This window comes from Lysinibacillus sp. NPDC096382, assembly GCF_044762845.1.
Lineage (GTDB): Bacteria > Bacillota > Bacilli > Bacillales_A > Planococcaceae > Lysinibacillus.
In genome coordinates this window covers 461,086-478,466 of record NZ_JBIWFC010000002.1, presented here as the reverse complement: position 1 = coordinate 478,466, position 17,381 = coordinate 461,086, and the positions used below count along the sequence as shown (strand labels likewise).

Annotated in this window: 21 protein-coding genes and 1 pseudogene; 15 read left to right on the top strand and 7 right to left on the bottom strand. The window is 34.6% G+C overall.

The window, feature by feature from the left end; translation table 11 throughout:
- The coding region (locus ACIQZA_RS06155) for a hypothetical protein (protein ID WP_402880270.1) at nt 1–321 on the bottom strand (321 nt) is incomplete at its 3' end.
- Between the two features lie 191 nt (nt 322–512).
- Entirely contained in the window at nt 513–890 is a 378-nt protein-coding gene (locus ACIQZA_RS06150; protein WP_402880271.1) for a hypothetical protein, read from the bottom strand.
- 694 nt (nt 891–1,584) lie between these two features.
- Between ACIQZA_RS06150 and ACIQZA_RS06145 the strand changes: the two genes are divergently transcribed.
- Both ACIQZA_RS06145 and ACIQZA_RS06140 read left to right on the top strand, forming a co-directional pair.
- A complete protein-coding gene (locus ACIQZA_RS06145) occupies nt 1,585–2,085 on the top strand; it encodes a hypothetical protein (protein WP_142511107.1) in 501 nt (166 codons plus the stop codon).
- Between the two features lie 295 nt (nt 2,086–2,380).
- Nucleotides 2,381–3,652, top strand: coding sequence for an oligosaccharide repeat unit polymerase (locus ACIQZA_RS06140; RefSeq protein WP_402880273.1), 1,272 nt, complete (start codon nt 2,381–2,383; stop codon nt 3,650–3,652).
- A 48-nt stretch (nt 3,653–3,700) separates the two neighbouring features.
- On the opposite strand, the gene ACIQZA_RS06135 is transcribed toward ACIQZA_RS06140, so the two are convergent.
- Nucleotides 3,701–4,351 carry a FusB/FusC family EF-G-binding protein gene (locus tag ACIQZA_RS06135; RefSeq protein WP_402880275.1) on the bottom strand — a complete coding sequence of 217 codons (651 nt, stop codon included), beginning with the start codon at nt 4,349–4,351 and terminating at the stop codon, nt 3,701–3,703.
- Between the two features lie 430 nt (nt 4,352–4,781).
- Here ACIQZA_RS06135 and ACIQZA_RS06130 point away from each other — a divergent pair, with 430 nt between their 5' ends.
- The 7 genes and pseudogenes from ACIQZA_RS06130 (at nt 4,782) to ACIQZA_RS06100 (ending at nt 10,545) form a co-directional block, all read left to right on the top strand.
- A complete protein-coding gene (locus ACIQZA_RS06130) occupies nt 4,782–6,575 on the top strand; it encodes a S9 family peptidase (RefSeq protein ID WP_402880277.1) in 1,794 nt (597 codons plus the stop codon).
- 65 nt (nt 6,576–6,640) lie between these two features.
- A complete protein-coding gene (locus tag ACIQZA_RS06125) occupies nt 6,641–7,276 on the top strand; it encodes a class I SAM-dependent methyltransferase (protein ID WP_400933548.1) in 636 nt (211 codons plus the stop codon).
- A pseudogene (locus tag ACIQZA_RS06120) lies at nt 7,273–8,230 on the top strand (HD domain-containing protein). Before ACIQZA_RS06125 ends, ACIQZA_RS06120 begins: the two are co-directional and overlap by 4 nt.
- Before the next feature lie 480 nt (nt 8,231–8,710).
- Nucleotides 8,711–9,109 (top strand): MarR family winged helix-turn-helix transcriptional regulator, encoded by a 399-nt coding sequence (locus ACIQZA_RS06115; protein WP_402880278.1) that lies wholly within the window; start codon nt 8,711–8,713, stop codon nt 9,107–9,109.
- A complete protein-coding gene (locus ACIQZA_RS06110) occupies nt 9,109–9,456 on the top strand; it encodes a DUF3147 family protein (protein ID WP_142507947.1) in 348 nt (115 codons plus the stop codon). The genes ACIQZA_RS06115 and ACIQZA_RS06110 overlap by 1 nt, the downstream gene beginning before the upstream one ends.
- 11 nt (nt 9,457–9,467) lie before the next feature.
- Nucleotides 9,468–9,950 carry a GNAT family N-acetyltransferase gene (locus tag ACIQZA_RS06105; RefSeq protein ID WP_402880280.1) on the top strand — a complete coding sequence of 161 codons (483 nt, stop codon included), beginning with the start codon at nt 9,468–9,470 and terminating at the stop codon, nt 9,948–9,950.
- A 130-nt stretch (nt 9,951–10,080) separates the two neighbouring features.
- Complete coding sequence (locus ACIQZA_RS06100) at nt 10,081–10,545, top strand: hypothetical protein (RefSeq protein WP_142507949.1); 465 nt, start codon at nt 10,081–10,083, stop codon at nt 10,543–10,545.
- Between the two features lie 361 nt (nt 10,546–10,906).
- Here ACIQZA_RS06100 and ACIQZA_RS06095 read toward each other — a convergent pair whose 3' ends face one another.
- The 3 genes from ACIQZA_RS06095 to ACIQZA_RS06085 form a co-directional block, all read right to left on the bottom strand.
- Nucleotides 10,907–12,103, bottom strand: coding sequence for an MFS transporter (locus ACIQZA_RS06095; RefSeq protein ID WP_402880282.1), 1,197 nt, complete (start codon nt 12,101–12,103; stop codon nt 10,907–10,909).
- Nucleotides 12,093–12,581 (bottom strand): MarR family transcriptional regulator, encoded by a 489-nt coding sequence (locus ACIQZA_RS06090; RefSeq protein ID WP_400933538.1) that lies wholly within the window; start codon nt 12,579–12,581, stop codon nt 12,093–12,095. The genes ACIQZA_RS06095 and ACIQZA_RS06090 overlap by 11 nt, the downstream gene beginning before the upstream one ends.
- A gap of 328 nt (nt 12,582–12,909) precedes the next feature.
- Entirely contained in the window at nt 12,910–13,257 is a 348-nt protein-coding gene (locus ACIQZA_RS06085; protein WP_400933536.1) for a hypothetical protein, read from the bottom strand.
- A gap of 327 nt (nt 13,258–13,584) precedes the next feature.
- Between ACIQZA_RS06085 and ACIQZA_RS06080 the strand changes: the two genes are divergently transcribed.
- From ACIQZA_RS06080 to ACIQZA_RS06055, 6 genes are all read left to right on the top strand, one after another.
- A complete protein-coding gene (locus ACIQZA_RS06080) occupies nt 13,585–14,094 on the top strand; it encodes a hypothetical protein (protein WP_402880283.1) in 510 nt (169 codons plus the stop codon).
- Between the two features lie 123 nt (nt 14,095–14,217).
- Complete coding sequence (locus tag ACIQZA_RS06075; protein ID WP_402880284.1) at nt 14,218–14,838, top strand: hypothetical protein; 621 nt, start codon at nt 14,218–14,220, stop codon at nt 14,836–14,838.
- 62 nt (nt 14,839–14,900) lie between these two features.
- Complete coding sequence (locus ACIQZA_RS06070; RefSeq protein ID WP_400934044.1) at nt 14,901–15,686, top strand: lipid II flippase Amj family protein; 786 nt, start codon at nt 14,901–14,903, stop codon at nt 15,684–15,686.
- 121 nt (nt 15,687–15,807) lie between these two features.
- Nucleotides 15,808–16,167, top strand: a complete 360-nt coding sequence (locus ACIQZA_RS06065) for a hypothetical protein (protein WP_400933530.1) — start codon at nt 15,808–15,810, stop codon at nt 16,165–16,167.
- Between the two features lie 253 nt (nt 16,168–16,420).
- A complete protein-coding gene (locus tag ACIQZA_RS06060; protein ID WP_402880285.1) occupies nt 16,421–16,531 on the top strand; it encodes a His/Gly/Thr/Pro-type tRNA ligase C-terminal domain-containing protein in 111 nt (36 codons plus the stop codon).
- A 3-nt stretch (nt 16,532–16,534) separates the two neighbouring features.
- Nucleotides 16,535–16,663, top strand: a complete 129-nt coding sequence (locus ACIQZA_RS06055; RefSeq protein WP_400933526.1) for a hypothetical protein — start codon at nt 16,535–16,537, stop codon at nt 16,661–16,663.
- 181 nt (nt 16,664–16,844) lie between these two features.
- On the opposite strand, the gene ACIQZA_RS06050 is transcribed toward ACIQZA_RS06055, so the two are convergent.
- A complete protein-coding gene (locus ACIQZA_RS06050) occupies nt 16,845–17,309 on the bottom strand; it encodes a hypothetical protein (RefSeq protein ID WP_400933524.1) in 465 nt (154 codons plus the stop codon).
- Nucleotides 17,310–17,381 lie beyond the last annotated feature (72 nt).

Genomic DNA, 17,381 nt, shown 5'->3' with positions numbered 1-17,381 from the left:
AACAGACTTCAATCCACTAATCTGCATTAAACGATAAATACGCTTTTCGTTAACCATCGCTTGATTATTTTCTTTTCGCTGACGATTGATTGTCACTGTGTAGTCATTGGAAACACGAGATTCTATTTGAGGTACCGGCTCAATACCAATAACAGCTTTTTCTCCATTAGGTAAAATTACTTCTTGCTCTTGCTTTTCTTGAATGGTTAAGTCAAATTCTTTTTCAGCATCTGTCGTAGCTTCAGCAGCTTTAGTGTTATCAATATTTACAGCAAAAACAAAGAACAAGCTGAAAAACAGTAAGGCTAAAGTTTTCTTCATAATTATATCTTCTATCATATATTATTTGGAAATAATCTACCATGAATAGATAGTAGCATATAATCCAATTAATCCCCAATATTTTTTATTTTTACCAAAAGAACCACTTTGAAGAAGATTTATTTTTTGTTATAAAAAATTTCTTCTGAATGTTATTTAAATAGAGAACATAATAGTAAAGGACCAGGTACTCATTTCAGTTTTTCATGAGTGTCTGCCAATTCCTTATCGACATCTAATAACTCTGCTTTTTCTGTTAATTTCATATTATTTGGTATAAGCTCGTTAACTATTTTAAGCCCAAAATCTCTATCGCTTAGAGCTCCATCATCAGATTGTTGTCGCAATTCATCCCATTGAACACTGAAATCATTGATTTCTTCCATGATTGGACCGCCGCTTTCGATATAATCTTGATACAGATTAGTCTCATTATTAGTAGTAGATACTTTTTCAACAGAAGCAGTATCTTTTTTATTTTGTTCTGTTGCATTTTTGTCATTAGAAGAGCCACAACCTGCTAAACTAAGAGCAAATATAAGGGCAGCACTAAAAACGAGTTTCTTCATATATTATTGTCTCCTTTATATGTATATGTCCAAATTGTACCAATAACAGAAAGTGTTGTAAGTAGAGTTTTGGTGCATAAAGAGTATTTATGAAATATAAAAATGCTACAGAATTGAACGCACTTTATAAAGAAGGTACAAAAAATTGTTCGGTACCCCAGAAGAGCATACGAAAGTATACAATAATATAAAACCGAAAAAGTGTGATGCACTATGAATCGTTGATAATATAGCAATCTATCTATATAAAAACACACAATATTAAATCATTTGAACTCTGGGAGAAAAACACACCACCAAAATGGTTATCCTAAAAAATTACGAAACACTCGTTTAAAATGCGGGTGTTTTTTTGTTTATAAACACTCGTATATCAATGTTTATAGTGTGATGTTAAGTTGTTGTATTCAGCTAGCATTATAATAGGGGAAAGCAGAAAAAAGTATGTACCCCAGAAAGTACCTCAAGATTATAGATTTCATCTATTAATTAAGATGCGTGTACTACATCTTTTTAATAGTTTGGTTTAAATGAATTGTATGGTTTTTAACAGGAAAATTTGAGAAGCTTGCCGCCCAACCACTACATTTAATCAAAAATAAAGTGGAATTCTTTCTACAACCGTCTATACAATTGTTTTTGTATTTTAATAAGATACACAGAAAGTAATTTCTTTTTATTAGGAGGTGAAACTTTGTCAAATCAAACATCACCATGTCAAAATAGAAAGTATACGATTACTACAGGACCATTTCTTGTTCCATTGGATGCTGCAGTTGGACAGCCTAATAATCGACTTGTGATTCTTATAAAAAACCCTACAAGCAAACCATTAGAGGCTGATGTTGTGATTGAATATTGTCCTTCTTTACAGCTTTCAATGAAAGGAATATCACTTCCTTTTATAACGAATGAGAATGAAAAACCTTTTCTAGAAGGTCTTCCGTCAACTGTTATACCTCCAAGGAGTTGTACTCGATTGGAATTTGATATTAGTTCGATTGTAAATGGGATTCTTCATGTTAAATCTACAGGCGATTATTTAGTAGGAGAGCGCCCTTTACGTGGAAGACTTGAAATCGAAGTGGTTGGTGGATCAGGCCTTTCTAGTCCTACAAATCCTGGTCTTTCTGTTGCAGATCCTTCCATGGTATTCCATTTCGGTGATATGAAAGTTATGCTTCTCGGAAATTAAATTATAAAACCATTAAATGAGTACAGGCAGCATAAAAGCACTGTACTCGTTTCATTTTGATAGTAAGAGCTATTGATTTTTTTGTGTACCCAGCAGTATCCCGAACCACGAAGACAGAAAACACTTATTAGGCCTTTCATAATTCGATACGTTTCTTGATTACTTTCAAATTATTAACAAAAATAGTGAGTGAATATATAAAATAATCTGTTAATATGATATACTATTCTTGTTTTACATAATTGGAAATTAATATAAAGTATGGGAGAGAAAGCATCTTGGGGTGTGAAAGGATATGAAACAATTTTTAAGAAAATTAAATAAAATCGATACGTTTTCGCCGTATTTCTTTTTACCGTTTATTTTACTGCTATATTTCTTCACGAGCATGTTTGATTGGCATAGATTTGAAATGTTCAATTTACATGTTTCTATTTGGCCCGCAGTCATTTTAGCAGTTATTTGTTATTACATAGGTGTTTACGTTATAGACAAGATGAAATGGACAATTCCTTCATTTGGTCTGTCGTTTTTAGGCAAATATGTGATTCATTTTATCGTGTTTCTTACGTTACTTGGTTTATGCTCGTACCTTTTGATGGTTTTTGGAAGCGGACTTGGTATTTCAGATGAATCAAATCGCCGAAATTTAAATCCAAAGCTGAACTTCTTTAGTCAATTATTATGGTTTGGAGTGTTATTGCTACTATCCTATAAAATGATTTTAGAAAAGCATATGACGTGGAAGAAAGGGTTTATCTACGGTTCTATCTATGCATTTATCATTTTTTTATTTGTGTTAGTTGCCTATCGAACGCCATTAATTATTATCCTATTTACAGGGATCATCATTATCCACTATGTAGTAAAACGAGTGAAATTGGCGTGGTTTTTAACAACGCTATTAGTTATTGGTGTAGCTTTTTCTATGTTTAGTTTTATTCGTGTGTTAACGGAGGACCAGTCATTAGAATTTAATAGAAGAGATCAGCCTGATGTGGAGCTAACGGAAGAGGCAAGAGACCAGCTGTTAACGGCTGAACAAAAGGTAAACCAAACGCCGTTATGGGTGCGTGCATTAAATGAAGAAAGTGTAACAGGGCATATTGTGTTAAGTACAATTATTGAGTATACGCAGGAGAACGGTTATTTAAACGGTGAAGTCCATAAAGGTATCTTTAGTACGATATTACCTGGTAAGCAAATTTCACCTCGCATGATGGTCACGGAGGTTGTCAATTCCGTGAGTATAGAGAAGGGTAAGGTTATTACACGTGGAAATCGTACAACTACACCAACCTTTATCGGTCAATTATTTTTAGATGGGGGCTATTTATTAGTAGCAATTGGTTTCTTTTTATACGGTGCTTTAATTTCACTTCTTTATAATAAAGTGAAGCAGGAAGGCATTCGTAGTTTCCATTCTGTCGCCTATGCCTTTACGATTACGGTATTTACGGTGTCGATGCATACAGGTTTACTTGATTTAATCTTTGTTTTAATGCTCGGTTTTGTTATCATTGCATCGTCGATTATAAAAGTGGATCAAAATCAGCTTCGTTATTAATGATAAAAATTATCTAAAAAGCCTTCCCGCAATGGAGAAGGCTTCTTTTTATTGAGTGATGCGCTCGAAAAATGCTTTTGTTTTTTCAATATCCGTAACATGCCGATTGCATGATTGGCTATCTGCGCAAATATAATTACTATAATTCGTGAACGTTCCAACGGTTTGCCCTTTTACAGATGTAGTAAATAGGCCAACATCGGAATGGCGCTTACATATTGCACATATTCCACGAATTGTATCATTAGAGAATGTGCCTTTAATCGATTTTAGCTTGTCATCTTGTTCTAGCAAAACGTATTTTCGATGTGTTCCAGGATCATCCCAAGCTAAATAACAAATCTCCTGAAAATCCATTTCTTCAAGCTTCGGTAGTTTTAGCTTTTTTTCCTTTTTAAAAAGGCTTTTCAGTGTACTGGCAGTGACTGCTTTGAATGGGATGACGTATGGTTTTAATTGCTCTATATACTCATCACCTTGTGCACGATTCGTCACTTCAAAAAGCTGTTCAATCAACTCAGCTTGCTCAGCGGACAGCGCTAATTTTGTTGTGATCTCGCTTTCAACGATACCTTGTACGGCAAGGATGACGTCCTTATCTTTCGTCGTAGCAAGTGTTAGTATGATTTTATTTATTTGCTGCTCAAGTAAATGATAGTTTGCGACCGTTAAAAACGGTTGGATTGTTGGTTTTTCCATTTGAATTCACTCCTGTATTGTAGGCTTTTCATAAAGGTTTATGGCCTAAAGAGATCATTCAATTATGTTATTTGGGTTAACTTTTCTAGACCTCTTTGACCTGTAATGTGTTTGGTCTAGAGCAAGCATTACAAAAGAATGCGTCCATTTCGATTCCTCCTTGAAAAGAAAACTAGTTTTATTATAACATTTTTTTGGTAAAATATAAAGTTAAAATATTCAGATATTAATATTAAAATAAATGGTATAATTATACTTATTGGGATTTCCATCACGTCGTGGGATTGATTCCCATCCAGGCTAGTTGCTTTCCTAGGCGTCCGATAAGTCGATTTGGATGCGGTCTAAGACGTTATCACTGGAAAAGGGATGGAAACCTTTTTAAAAAGTACTGTTACCAGAGAAAATTTTTAAGAAAAGAGGAACGTCTATGATTCAGTTTGAAAAGATGAACACAAAGCATTTTTTGCAAAATTTAACGGTAAGTGATTTTGCGATTAGTCCTAATGAAAAGCAGATGGTATTAAGTACGAATTTTAATGGATATTTTAATCTTTGGGGAATGGATTTAGAGAAAAAATTTCCATATCAAATGACTTTTCATAATCAAACTTCGGATTTTATTAAATATTCGAAAACAGGTGAATTTCTTTTAGTTGGCTTTGATAAAGATGGTGATGAGAATAGTCAAATTTATGCAATTTCACCTGAGGGAGGAAGCCTTGTACCAATTCGCTATAAAGAGGGAGAACGTCATTTCTACGCACATTTGACTGAGGATGGTAGACATCTTTATTATTCAACTACAGCTGGAAATTCAACGTATTTAAATAGTTTAGTTTATGACATTGAGAGTGAAGAAGAAAAGTCACTGATTGAGGGTAGTGATGCACCTACTTTTATCGCTACAGTTAGCCCAGAGGAAAAATCATTTGTTTATATTAAACAGTTTGGAAATACGCATTCCTTAGCATATGTACAAATTGATGGTGAGGAAGTATTGCTCACGCCATTAACGGATAAGCAGCATACAGTTTCCGATGTTGTGTATACTTCTGAAATGGAAATTTATTTTTTAACAGATTATGATGAAGATTTTAGCTATTTAGCAAAGTTCGATATTCAGTCGAAACAATTTACAAAGTTGCTTCAATTAGAAAAAGAAAACTTTACAAGTATTTATTATTCAAAAGAAGAGCAAGCACTATATATTGTCGGTTCCTATGGTGTAGAGGATCGCCTTTATCGTTATACAATTGTAGATGGAAAAAATGAAAAACTCGAAACACCTGTTGATATTATTGAGAAAATGGTTATTATGCCAAGCGGACATTTATATTTGCTTGGAAAATCGGCTACGAAGCCAAATAATATTTTTGTTTCAAAGGAAATGGGAAGTTCATGGTTAGAGGTAACTCACTATAGAGTACCGGGTGTTCGAGAAGAAGATTTGGTAGAACCTGAAGTGCTTCGTTATCCATCGTTTGATGGTTCGGAAATTGAGGCACTCTTGTTCAAGGCGAAGGAAGAAAATTCGAATGGCCATGTTATTTTATGGCCACATGGTGGTCCACAATCAATTGAACGCAAATCATTTCGACCGATGTTCCAATTTCTTGTTACCCAGGGATACTCTATTTTTGCACCAAATTTTAGAGGCTCATCGAACTACGGTCTAGACTTTATGAAAAAGGTTGAGGGCGATTGGGGTCATGGCCCACGTCTTGATAATACTACTGGGATTGATTGGCTTATTGAGAAGGGCTATGCTGATCGTGATAAAATGCTGCTTTTAGGTGGCAGCTATGGTGGCTATATGGCACTGCTATTACATGGTCGCCATGCAAATTACTTTAAAGCAGTTGTCGATATTTTTGGCCCAAGTAATCTGTTTTCATTTATTGAGTCTGTTCCGGATTTTTGGGCACCATATATGAAGCAATGGATAGGAGATCCAGAGAAAGACAAGGAAAGATTAACAGCCGATTCGCCAATTACGTATTTAGATGGTATGACGAAACCTATGTTAGTCATTCAAGGGGCGAACGATCCACGTGTTGTGCAAAAGGAATCTGACCAAATCGTTGCTGCTTTAAAAGACAAGGGGCGAGAAGTGGAATATATTGTGCTAGAAGATGAGGGTCATGGATTCACGAAAAAGGCGAATGAAATTTACGTGTATGAGAAAATACTCGAATTCTTTAATACACATATCCATTTATAAACGGGGACTTTTTAATTTATTCCACTATCAAACTCGTAATCGATGGAAAACATAGGAGGACTATTATGCTACTTAAGCAACAAGGATTTAATTTATGGGCTGATGGTTATGATAAAACGGTTCAGCTAAGTGAAGAAAGCAATCAATATCCATTTGCAGGATATAAAGCAGTATTAAATATGATTTTTAACGAGGTCATGTCCATTCCAAAATCAACTGTATTAGACATTGGATTTGGGACAGGGGTATTAACGGCAAAGCTTTATGATAACGGTCATACTATCAATGGACTCGATTTCTCCTCGAAAATGATCGAAATCGCCAAAGAAAAAATGCCTGATGCAAACTTAATGGAGTGGGATTTATCAGAAGGGCTGCCATTAGAGCTCCTTCGTCAAAAATATGACGCCATTATTAGCACCTATGCGCTTCATCATTTTACCGATGAAATGAAAGTGCACTACATTACAGCATTATTGCAGCAACTAACAACTGCAGGCAAAATTTTTATCGGCGATATCGCGTTTGAATCAAGAAAGCAGCTTGAAAAATGTCGTCAAGACAGTATTGATTATTGGGATGATGATGAATTTTATTTTGTCCATGAGGAAATTAGCGCCTTATTAAAAGGAGTATGCCAATTAGAATTTTATCCAATCTCGCATTGTGGTGGAGTTTTTGTACTTTCGAATCTTGCATAGGAAGATGCTTACATGATTATTTATATGGTGAATTCGAAATAGATGATGTGTTAGCGGAACTTCTTTTGAGTAAAGGGGATTCATCAAGGTGGGGCAAGTTATCTTGTAAATAGCCAATGGAATGTAACGCGTTATGAGCATTCAGTTGGTGTCATGCTGTTAATTAAATAGTTAGGTGGATCTTTAGAGGAGCAGATTGCAGGTTTATTGCACGATGTTTCGCATACAGCTTTTTCGCATGTTATTGATTTCGCCATTGAAAATGAAGCTGAAGACTATCATGAAGAAATATTTAAAGAGGTTATTCATAAATCAGAAATTCCTAATATTCTTAAAAAGAATAACCTTGATTATGAACATCTACTTTTAAATGCTGCGACTTGGCATTTACTCGAACAACCAGCTCCTGATTTATGTGCAGATCGAGTAGATTATACTTTAAGAGATATGTACACATATGGGAAAGCCTCATTTGAAGAAATACAAAAATTTTTAGATGATAGTATCATTTATCAAGGAAAGATGTGTCTTAAAAGTATCAAAAGTGCAGAATGGTTTGTGAAAACATATTATCAAGAAGTACTTGATTTCTTTATGAATCCGTTAAATATTTATGCTTATCATAAATTTTCACAAACGTTAAAGTTAGCATTAGATAAAAAGATTATTACACTCGCTGATTTTCTTAAGGAAGATGAAGAACTAATTGTATTGTTGAAATCCTCAAATGATAGGCAAGTACAGGGCCTTTTACAGCTTCATCCTAATGTCAAAGTGAGGGTGGATCAAACAGATTTTGATATTCAGCAAAAGAATAAAACTAGACATATCAATCCTTTGCTTTACGATGAGAATCGATTAATAAGGGCAAGCGAAGTATCTGAAGATGTTAGAAAAATGAATGTTGCAGCTGAAGAAAAATTTCAACAGGGTGTGTTTGTGAAAATTATATGAGTATATCGATAAATTAGCACTTTTTCGATAGAACAAGGAAGGGGGTGTCAGTAGACAGCCCCTTCGCTTTTATGTAAACAGCTTTGAAAGGGTTGATATATGTTTATTCTTTTTTATGTAGTCGGTACACCACTTACAGTACTTATACAAAGAAAAAGCCTATGATTATTCAGGAGCGAACTCTTTGAAAACTTACGCAAAGGAGAGCTCTTTAACACGAGTTTAGACAATATTTTTTCCCTCGGTTCTCCCGTAATATCGTTTTGTCTAGCTGTCTTTATGTTGCTATGAAAACGTTCACTAACGATGCACTTCTGATTTTTCTTTTTACAGCTATTCCGATCATCTACCTAAAACGGTTTACAAAATTCGGTAATTAAATTAAAAAAACTGAAAATGTAAAATTTTGGATATCTCTTTAAATGTATCGTATGTTGCGATATAATCTGTTTAGACGATATATTAAAAGGAGTAAATTTAATGATTAAAGAATTAAATAATTATTTTACATCAATTTATTACCATCTACATACAACGCATGAAGAGTCTATTTCGCATCAAAGCGTACGTATTTTACAGATGATTCATAAGGAGGATGAAGTAACTGTCCGTGATATTGCTGAGTTGCTGAATATTTCTCAAAACACAGCGTCAGAACATATAAAAAAGCTAGAGCGTAATGGCTGGGTGAAAAAGGAGCGATCTATCGAAGATCAACGCAAAGTATATCTACATCTTACATCTGAAGGGCTTCACATCTTAAAGAAAAACACAGAGTTAGATGATGAAAAACTACAATATGCACTAAAGCAGCTTTCAGAAGAACAACAGCAAATAATTTTACAAGCATTTCGTCTATTAAGCGAGGTGTCTAAATAATGTACACATTCGTAAAAATTCTTTGCTCGGCAGCCGTGATCGGTATTGTTACAGAGATTGCTAGAAGATTTCCTTCCTATGGCGGTATTATTGCCGCCCTACCACTTGTCAGTATTTTAAGTATCATTTGGCTTACTGTGCAAAGTGAGTCGAGTGAACATATTCAGCGCTTTACGGTTGGTGTAATCGTTGGACTACCAGCTACAATGTTTATGCTATTTGTTATTTATATGGCGATGAAATCATCGATCCATATCGTGTTTGCCATTGGACTAGGAATTGTTTCGTGGGCAGTATTTCTAGGTGTTCAAAAAGCCATTGCTAGTGTATTTAATTTTTCAATTTAGGAGAATAGTAGATGACAGTAATTCCAATTCAGCAATTACATCAAAATGATGTGTTACAGTTTTTTAAAGAGCATTGGGGAAGTACAGAAATGGTCATTTCCAGTGGGGTATATGACTGTAGTAAATTAGATGGCTTCGCCTATGTAGATGCACAAAACATGCTGTTAGGTCTCGTGACGTATATCATTCGTGATAAAGAATGTGAAATAATTTCCCTTGATAGTATTGTGGAGGGAAAGGGGGTTGGTTCATTGCTTGTACAAGCTGTTGAACAGCATGCATTCGAACATGGTTGTACAATGATTACCCTCATTACGACAAATGATAATTTACACGCGTTAAAATTTTACCAAAAAAGAGGCTATCAGTTAGTCGAAATCATACAAAACGCAGTCGAGCAAGCAAGAGCATATAAACCTGAAATTCCTTTACTCGGTAATGATGGGATTCCGATACGTGATGAAATACGATTAGTAAAGCAATCTGGCTTATAATGAGTCAGGTTGTTTTTTGTGTACGTGAAGAAGTTGATCGGTAAAGAAAAATCCTCACTGTTTATTTTCGAGGTTTCATCACCTACGATTTCTCGCTATACTTATGGGGAGTAAGAAAGTGAGGAATGAAATGAAAAAATTATTATTTGTTTTATTATTTAGTGTTCTAGTAGTGGGAGCGGCCTTTATTATTTATTTAAAAAGCAATCCACCACTTGTCATGAATAGTTATACGAATTCTACAGATGCTTCAACTACAAAAATCGTAGAAATAGAGAATAAAGGACTACGTGACATAAAGCTTCGGCAAATACTTATTAATAATAAAGTGCCTGAAAATGTTGAACTCGTCGTGAGTAAGTCGGAACCGTTTGAAGCAGAAACGAAGCTAGTAGGTAATCCGGATATTACGTATCATAAATTAAGACAAGTAAACATTTTTCCAAGTCAATACATAGATCGCAAGGCCATCGGAAAGGAGCCACAGCATTATGCGGTGAAGGTTGAGGCACCTAAAATTAAAAAAATCACGATTAAGTATGAGTATTTAAAAATGCCATTTACTTTAACAGCTGAGTTACAAGCTACTAACTAAAATGAAACTATAATCAGTAGAGGTTTTCTTTCCTGAATTAGTTAAAATTAGAAAAGCGCAAGAAATCAACGTTTCTAAAATTGATTTCTCGCGCTTTTTAAGGTTTTGATCAGTTTTGTCTTAACCTTATTGAAGCTATATAAAAAAGATTGGTTGTTTTTAATAAAGATTGATTGTTTTTAATAAAGATTGATAAAAATCGATATAAAGATTGTGAAGAAATGTACTTAAACAAAAGGTGCGGGTTATTTCAACAGTGTTGTTTTTTAACTTGTGTTCAACAATCGGGCCAGATTGTGAAGTGAAAACTAGTAAGACAACAGATATTAAAAGTATCTATATCCGTTGTCTTTTTGCTTATTTATGAAGTACTCCTGCTTTGAAATCTTTTATAAGGTAGTATGGAAACCAAGAGCAGTAAAACACCAAACAGCACAAATAAAGCAGAACTAGGCAGTACATGATATAATGCGGGGGACATTCCACCAAGCGCCATACCTGAATAACGGACGAAGTTAAAAACGCCTAAAGCTGTTCCTCGGTGCTCGCTGTACTCATTGCTAATAAGAGTCGAGAGAAGGGGGGCGGAAAATCCAACCATAATTCCATAACCAAATAAGATAATGCTTAACCCCACAAGTGATTGAGCGTGAAGTACACCAAATAGTATGACCTGCAAAGGCATAACAATTAACAGTGAGATAAACAAAGTATTTAGAGATATTTTTTTCTGCAACCTTTTAAATAACATACTCCCGACAATCATGCTGACTGTCAAAGGTAAATATAATAATCCAATGAACTGTAAATATACATGATAATGATCATGGAGCAAGACAGGCAGATAGACAAGAATAGCAAAATAGATGAAAAACACTAAAAAGCTAATGATCATAATACTTGTTCCAATGTAATGGGAAAAGACTGCCTTATATGCATGGATAAATCCTTTGGACGGTATTTCGTCAGTTTCATTCTGTTTTTCACTTGGCAGCAAATAAACAATGAACAACAGCAAGGAAACCGCCATGATCAAAAGAAAAAGGAAAATTCCCTCATAACCAAAAACCTCCCCAATAAAACCTCCAACCACAGGTGAAACGGCTGGTGCAAGGGTAAGCAGGATTTGATACGTTCCCATGGCACTTCCTCTTGCTTCACCTTCAAATAACTGTGCAATCATACTGATTGCAACTAAAGGGATTATCCCGGCCCCGATTGCCTGAATCATTCTGAACAGCGTAAACAACGTAAAACTGTTGGTGTAAGCACAAAAGACTGCTGATACGCCCATCAAAAGAAGACTAATGAGCAATAATCTTTTTTTATTTTGATGTTCAACCACAGTTCCCAAAACAATCTGTATCACTGCAATAATAAAGATAAAGCTACTGACCGTAAAATTCACCCAGCTGATGGATACTTCAAACGAATCCCGAATAAGGGGAATAATCGGTGTATAGATGTTCTGGCTTAAAGAAGCAAAAAACGTGCTAATACTCAAGGCGTATAAGACAAACGATTTTTTTGCGTTACATTTTGTATATTTAGTCTCCAAATGGAACGTCATCACCTTTAAGTTTGTCAGTAATCATTTCTAAAAAAGTTATAATGGTTTCTAATTCGTCGGTATTGAAACTATCTAATAGGCGCAGGTATCGATTTCTCGCCTTCTCATGCAATTGATCGTGGATAGAGGCAAGTTGTTTCCCTAAATCAGTAAGGAGATAGTGAACTTCTTTTTGATTGGTCTCCTGTCTGGTCTCGATAATAACGTTCTTCTCTAGCATTTTTTTGATTGCCTTTGTAATGGCTGGCTTGGAGACGTTTAACGTTTCCGAAAGGGATGTATTATTCGCAGATCCCTGTGCCTTGATGGCTGAAACAATATGTAATTGAGTGAGAGTCCAATCCATAACAATGGAGTTTTCCTCATTTTTTTTACTGAAGCTTTTCCTCTTTTGGACGGCTTCTCTTTCTTTGATAAATTGTTGCAAAGCATTCAACGCTTCCATCTTTTTGTCTATATGATTCATAATGTATCACCTAACTTTTTGTCTTTTGTTAACCGGTTAATAAAAATAGTTTACCAGTTAACAAAAAGAGGTGTCAAGTGTAAATTAACTGATAAACAATCAGACGGGATTGTTTAATAAGTGTCGCTGTTCTTCTTTTATAAAACTCCCATGAAAGAACTTAATCTTTCATTTTCTGTGGTGAAGAGATTATTTTCGCGCTTCATGGATGGCTAAAGGGGTGCTTTAGGGGATAAGAAGGATCTGAAAAACGTTGGCTTTTTTATATACAGTGAAATCAAGAGTTTAGAGTGATTTTTAATCAAATTTTATGATAATTCAACACTTATCACTTTCTTTTTTTTATTTGTAATTTGCCCTTATTAAACATAACAAGTCCATTAAATCGCTCATAAAAACCATATAACGGATATAACAGTCCAAGGAATACGATAAAGGAAGGTATTTTTTCGATAACAGGGATTACGCCTGATAGGAAAGATCTTAATGTTTCTGTTAAGAAAATAAATAAAGGAATGATTGCAATCGTACCAATTAATAGAAATGGGGTTACTTTTGTCTCTTTTAATTTGACGTGGCAATGTGGACATTCCATGGTAAATGGTGATGAAAAATCCTCAAAGTCTTCAAGCGATATTGCTTCTTGACAGTCTGGACAAGGTATAGATGTTTTCATAAATAAATCTCCTTAAAAACGAATTCCCTTTAGTATAGTTGAGAATACTTCCAAAAGTAAGCGGGAAATAGTGGAGTTAAGAAGTTGGGAATTCAAAGAAAAAGCGTATATAAGAAAAGGATCGGGTTCCATAAAACTTTGATGGGGAAGTCCACTGGACCGTTAAAGAGGGATAAAGCTTTGAATGGCTAATGAGCTATATACTCGTTTTATGTCTTATCATTTATGCCCGTGTCATTTCATAAGATTGTTTGATGAAAAAATACCATTAATACTAAAACGTGGTAATCTAATAGTAACATTCATTGAAATGTTAGGAGGGACTAAATGGGGTTTGTCGTCATCGGCATAGTACTTGTTATTTGTATTTTCACTGTTACTTTAGTGGTTATTAGGAAGCATTCAAACGGGGATATTAAACTGGAAGTAACAGCTGTATGTGAAGGAAAAAATGAATTAGATCAAGCTATTATAAAGATATATTTTACATTTTCAATAGGCAAACTTACACATCGTAAAAAAGAAATAATGGGCAGTATTGATTGGTCAAAAGGATGGATGCCTGTTTGCTATAATTTGAAGGAATATGGAGTCTATAAGGACGAAAGATTACTCCTTGCTACAAATGAGAAAACGTATACAACCTTCGAAATCAACGCTACAAATGCGATAGATCCTCTGGGACGAGGTGAGGGGTATGTTGTATTAATATTAGAGGACCCTATTTCTTCAGATAAATCCAGCGCAGGTGTGATTCTTGTAGTAACGGCCAATATGGTGACCTATCAGCTATCTGATTCAACTAGCTGGAATAATGACTTTGCAATTAATCATTAAATAATAAAAAAGCTATTCGTTAGGAAATAAAGTACCTGATGAATAGCTTTTCTGTTTGGTAGGGTAATAATGAAACTTATTCAAGTTAATTTCGTAGAATATTAAAAGGAAGGAGTGTCTTTGTTGTATTCGGTACTCTACTATAAGGAAAAACCTTGGGAGATAGATAATGAAGAGGAATTATACAAATATGCTGCTGGGGTTCAAAAGCACATCGCTATCTTAACCTATGGCAATCAGTTAGATGAACAAGCCTTAGATGAACTGATTGCAACATATTTAACAGAGGAAAGTTGCGACGACTCAAACAAATTTAATATAAGGTACGATACATATGATGCCGATGTGAAAAGTTCCCATAGGAATCATTGGATTTTTGGAATTCAGATGGACGATGAGCAGCTTTTAGCGTTTGAAGCGACTATCCAACGCATAGATGGTACGCATGTCCGAATTCAACATAGGAGTAGAGGACATTATGAAGTTAAAATTGATGGTAAACTATATTCCACAAAGGTATATCGAACTAGAGAGTGCTCGAAGGTTTACAGAGAGCCTGTAGAAGGGAGATATTTACTTTTTATGGACGAGGAGTCAGAAGATAATGAGCTGTTAAGAAGTAAAATGCATATGATGCCAGAAAAATTGCAATCGCTTTCTCTATCAGCGACAACTCCTCGTGAAGAATGGGAAGTATATGTACGAGATTGGATCAAACGATTACTAAAAATAATACAAGAGTGACGACCAATCATCAACCGAAAAGAAGGTAATAGGTTTTGGATATTTTGACAGATAAATTAATAATGATTGGTTTGTTTATTCTCATCATTCACTCGATAGAAACACTTGCGTATGCAGTACGATTATCGGGTGCACGTGTAAAATTATTAGCCTCTGCATTATCATTGTTCAATGTCATGGTCATGTTTTCAAGGCTAGCAAACATGATGCAGCAACCTTTTACCGGAAGTCTGACTGACACAGCACCAAAGGAAAACACATTGGCATTTGTGGAACAGCAATTCCGTATGCTTATTGGCGCCGCTTCATTAGGTACATTGGTAGGTATTCTACTATTGCCAACATTTGTAGCGATATTTTCAAGGGCTATTATACATTTGTCTGAGGAAAGAGGCTCCATTCCAGCATTATTCAAAAAGGGTTTTAGCATTGACTATATCAAACGGGGAATAAAACATATTCATATGCCAAGCTTTTCATACTTAAAAGGTATTAGTTGGCGTGATATTCCCCTTAAATTATTTATTATTAATGTCGTAATTACGGCCATCTATACAATTGGCGTCCTATCTGCACTTTACGCCGCTTTATTAGTTCCTGAAAGATCGAATACTGCTGTCATGTCATCAGGACTTATTAATGGTGTAGCGACGATGTTACTAATCATATTTATTGACCCAAAAATTTCCATTCTAGCAGATGATGTTATCAATCAAAGAGGCAGCTACTTAAGTCTTAAACGAGCATCTGTAATGATGATGGCATCAAGACTGCTAGGCACATTTTTGGCACAGCTATTATTTCTACCAGGAGCAAAATATATTGCTTGGTTTACACAATTCATGTAAGGGGGATATACATTGATGATAATTATTCAAGCCGAATAACAGCTTTTTCTAAAAATTAAGAAGGATAGATCGAAGTTGATATTAATAGGATAACTTTCAAAGAAAGGAAAATCGATATTTAATGAAAAAATTATGCTTCCTAATTTTAATAATGTTTGTGTTAGTTGCTTGTAGTACGAATCAACAACAAGAGATCCATTACATAGCGAAAAGTGAGCACTGGAAGGCCGTATATCATAGTAATACTGCCGAGGGCTTACAACTTTTCTATCTTGGGGAAGAGGGAGATTTAGGTGGTTTAGAAATAACGATAGAAGGGTCTAAAGAATCACAAAATTATATTGACTACCAGGTAAATAAGGATAAACAGTTAATTTTAAAGAAAAAAGAAAGTGCGAAAATATTTAAAAAGGATGCTGCCCCAACCATTCACATTAAGTGGCAGTCTCACAATGAGACTTTAGAAGTACGAAGTGGATGAAAACTTAGTATAGAGAATGAGGGGAGGGAAATGAAGATGAGCTATTTGATACATACCTTCGCTTGAACACAGACAGTGCTCATCGTTGCAACGTTCCTACTAAAAGTAGAATATGCAGCAAGTACATAGTTGGGTGTAGAATCATAATTAATGCATAAAAAGAATATTAATTGAGCATTTTGGCAACGTGGCTTGCACTTCAACAAGTAAAAGTAATTAGGGTTACAGATACACAGCAAGAATGATTTACAAAATGAACAAAAAAATCCGTGTAAGTATTGACGATCGACAAGAAAAGCTCGGAAAAAAAATTCGTGAAGCTCAAATGAAAAAAATATCTTATATTTTAGTGCTTGGTGATTAAGAAATGGATCGTCAACATGTCACTGTTCGTAAATATGGTCAGCAAGCATTAATTGAAAAGCCATTGCAACAGTTTATAGAGAAAATAAAGCGAGAAATACAGCAAAAAGCATTATCTTATAAAGGGTATTAAACAATTTAGCTCACCTTTAGAGGGAAGTCATAACCCTCTAAAGGCGAGCTAAAAAAATGAAATAAATGTTGTGATATTTATTTTTGTAAAATTTACTTAAAAATGTAGATTTTTTCTTAGATTTTGCTACTATTAATCAATTTTCAAGCATACAATAAATTAAACAACAAACGAAATAGATTTAATTGGCGCTGTTCTTTTGATAATTACTTTCTCCTAAAAGGATAGTTTGTGTCTCAGCGTCAATGACCAGGTATTTATGATAAGTCTCCTGATTATTTTGCTTAAAGGATGCTAAAAAATATACTTGTCGATTGGGATGAATAAAAGTATGTTGAGAGAGGTCTATTTTTTTACGTATAAAATTTGTTTTTAGATGAAATGTTTCTTCAGCCTTCGGTACGTCCTTAAAGGCTATTTTTTGACGAATGTTTAAGGTAGCATCGTTATATTCCTCATAGATTGTCCTGTTTAAATGATGGTAAAAATCATTCTTAGTACGAAATGTCTGATATTGATTATTAGGATATTTATAAGATGTAGTTCCAGAAGGTTTGCAAAGAATCGGTGCTGAATTTTCTACTGAATCTTGAGGCTGCTGTAGTAAAAAGCTTGAAACGACCAATGATAAAAAAAACATCTGCATTTTTCGGCCTCCTTTTTCCTGTCATAAAGAAGATATCCCATTTTTATGTTATTTATACGTATCTTTACAACA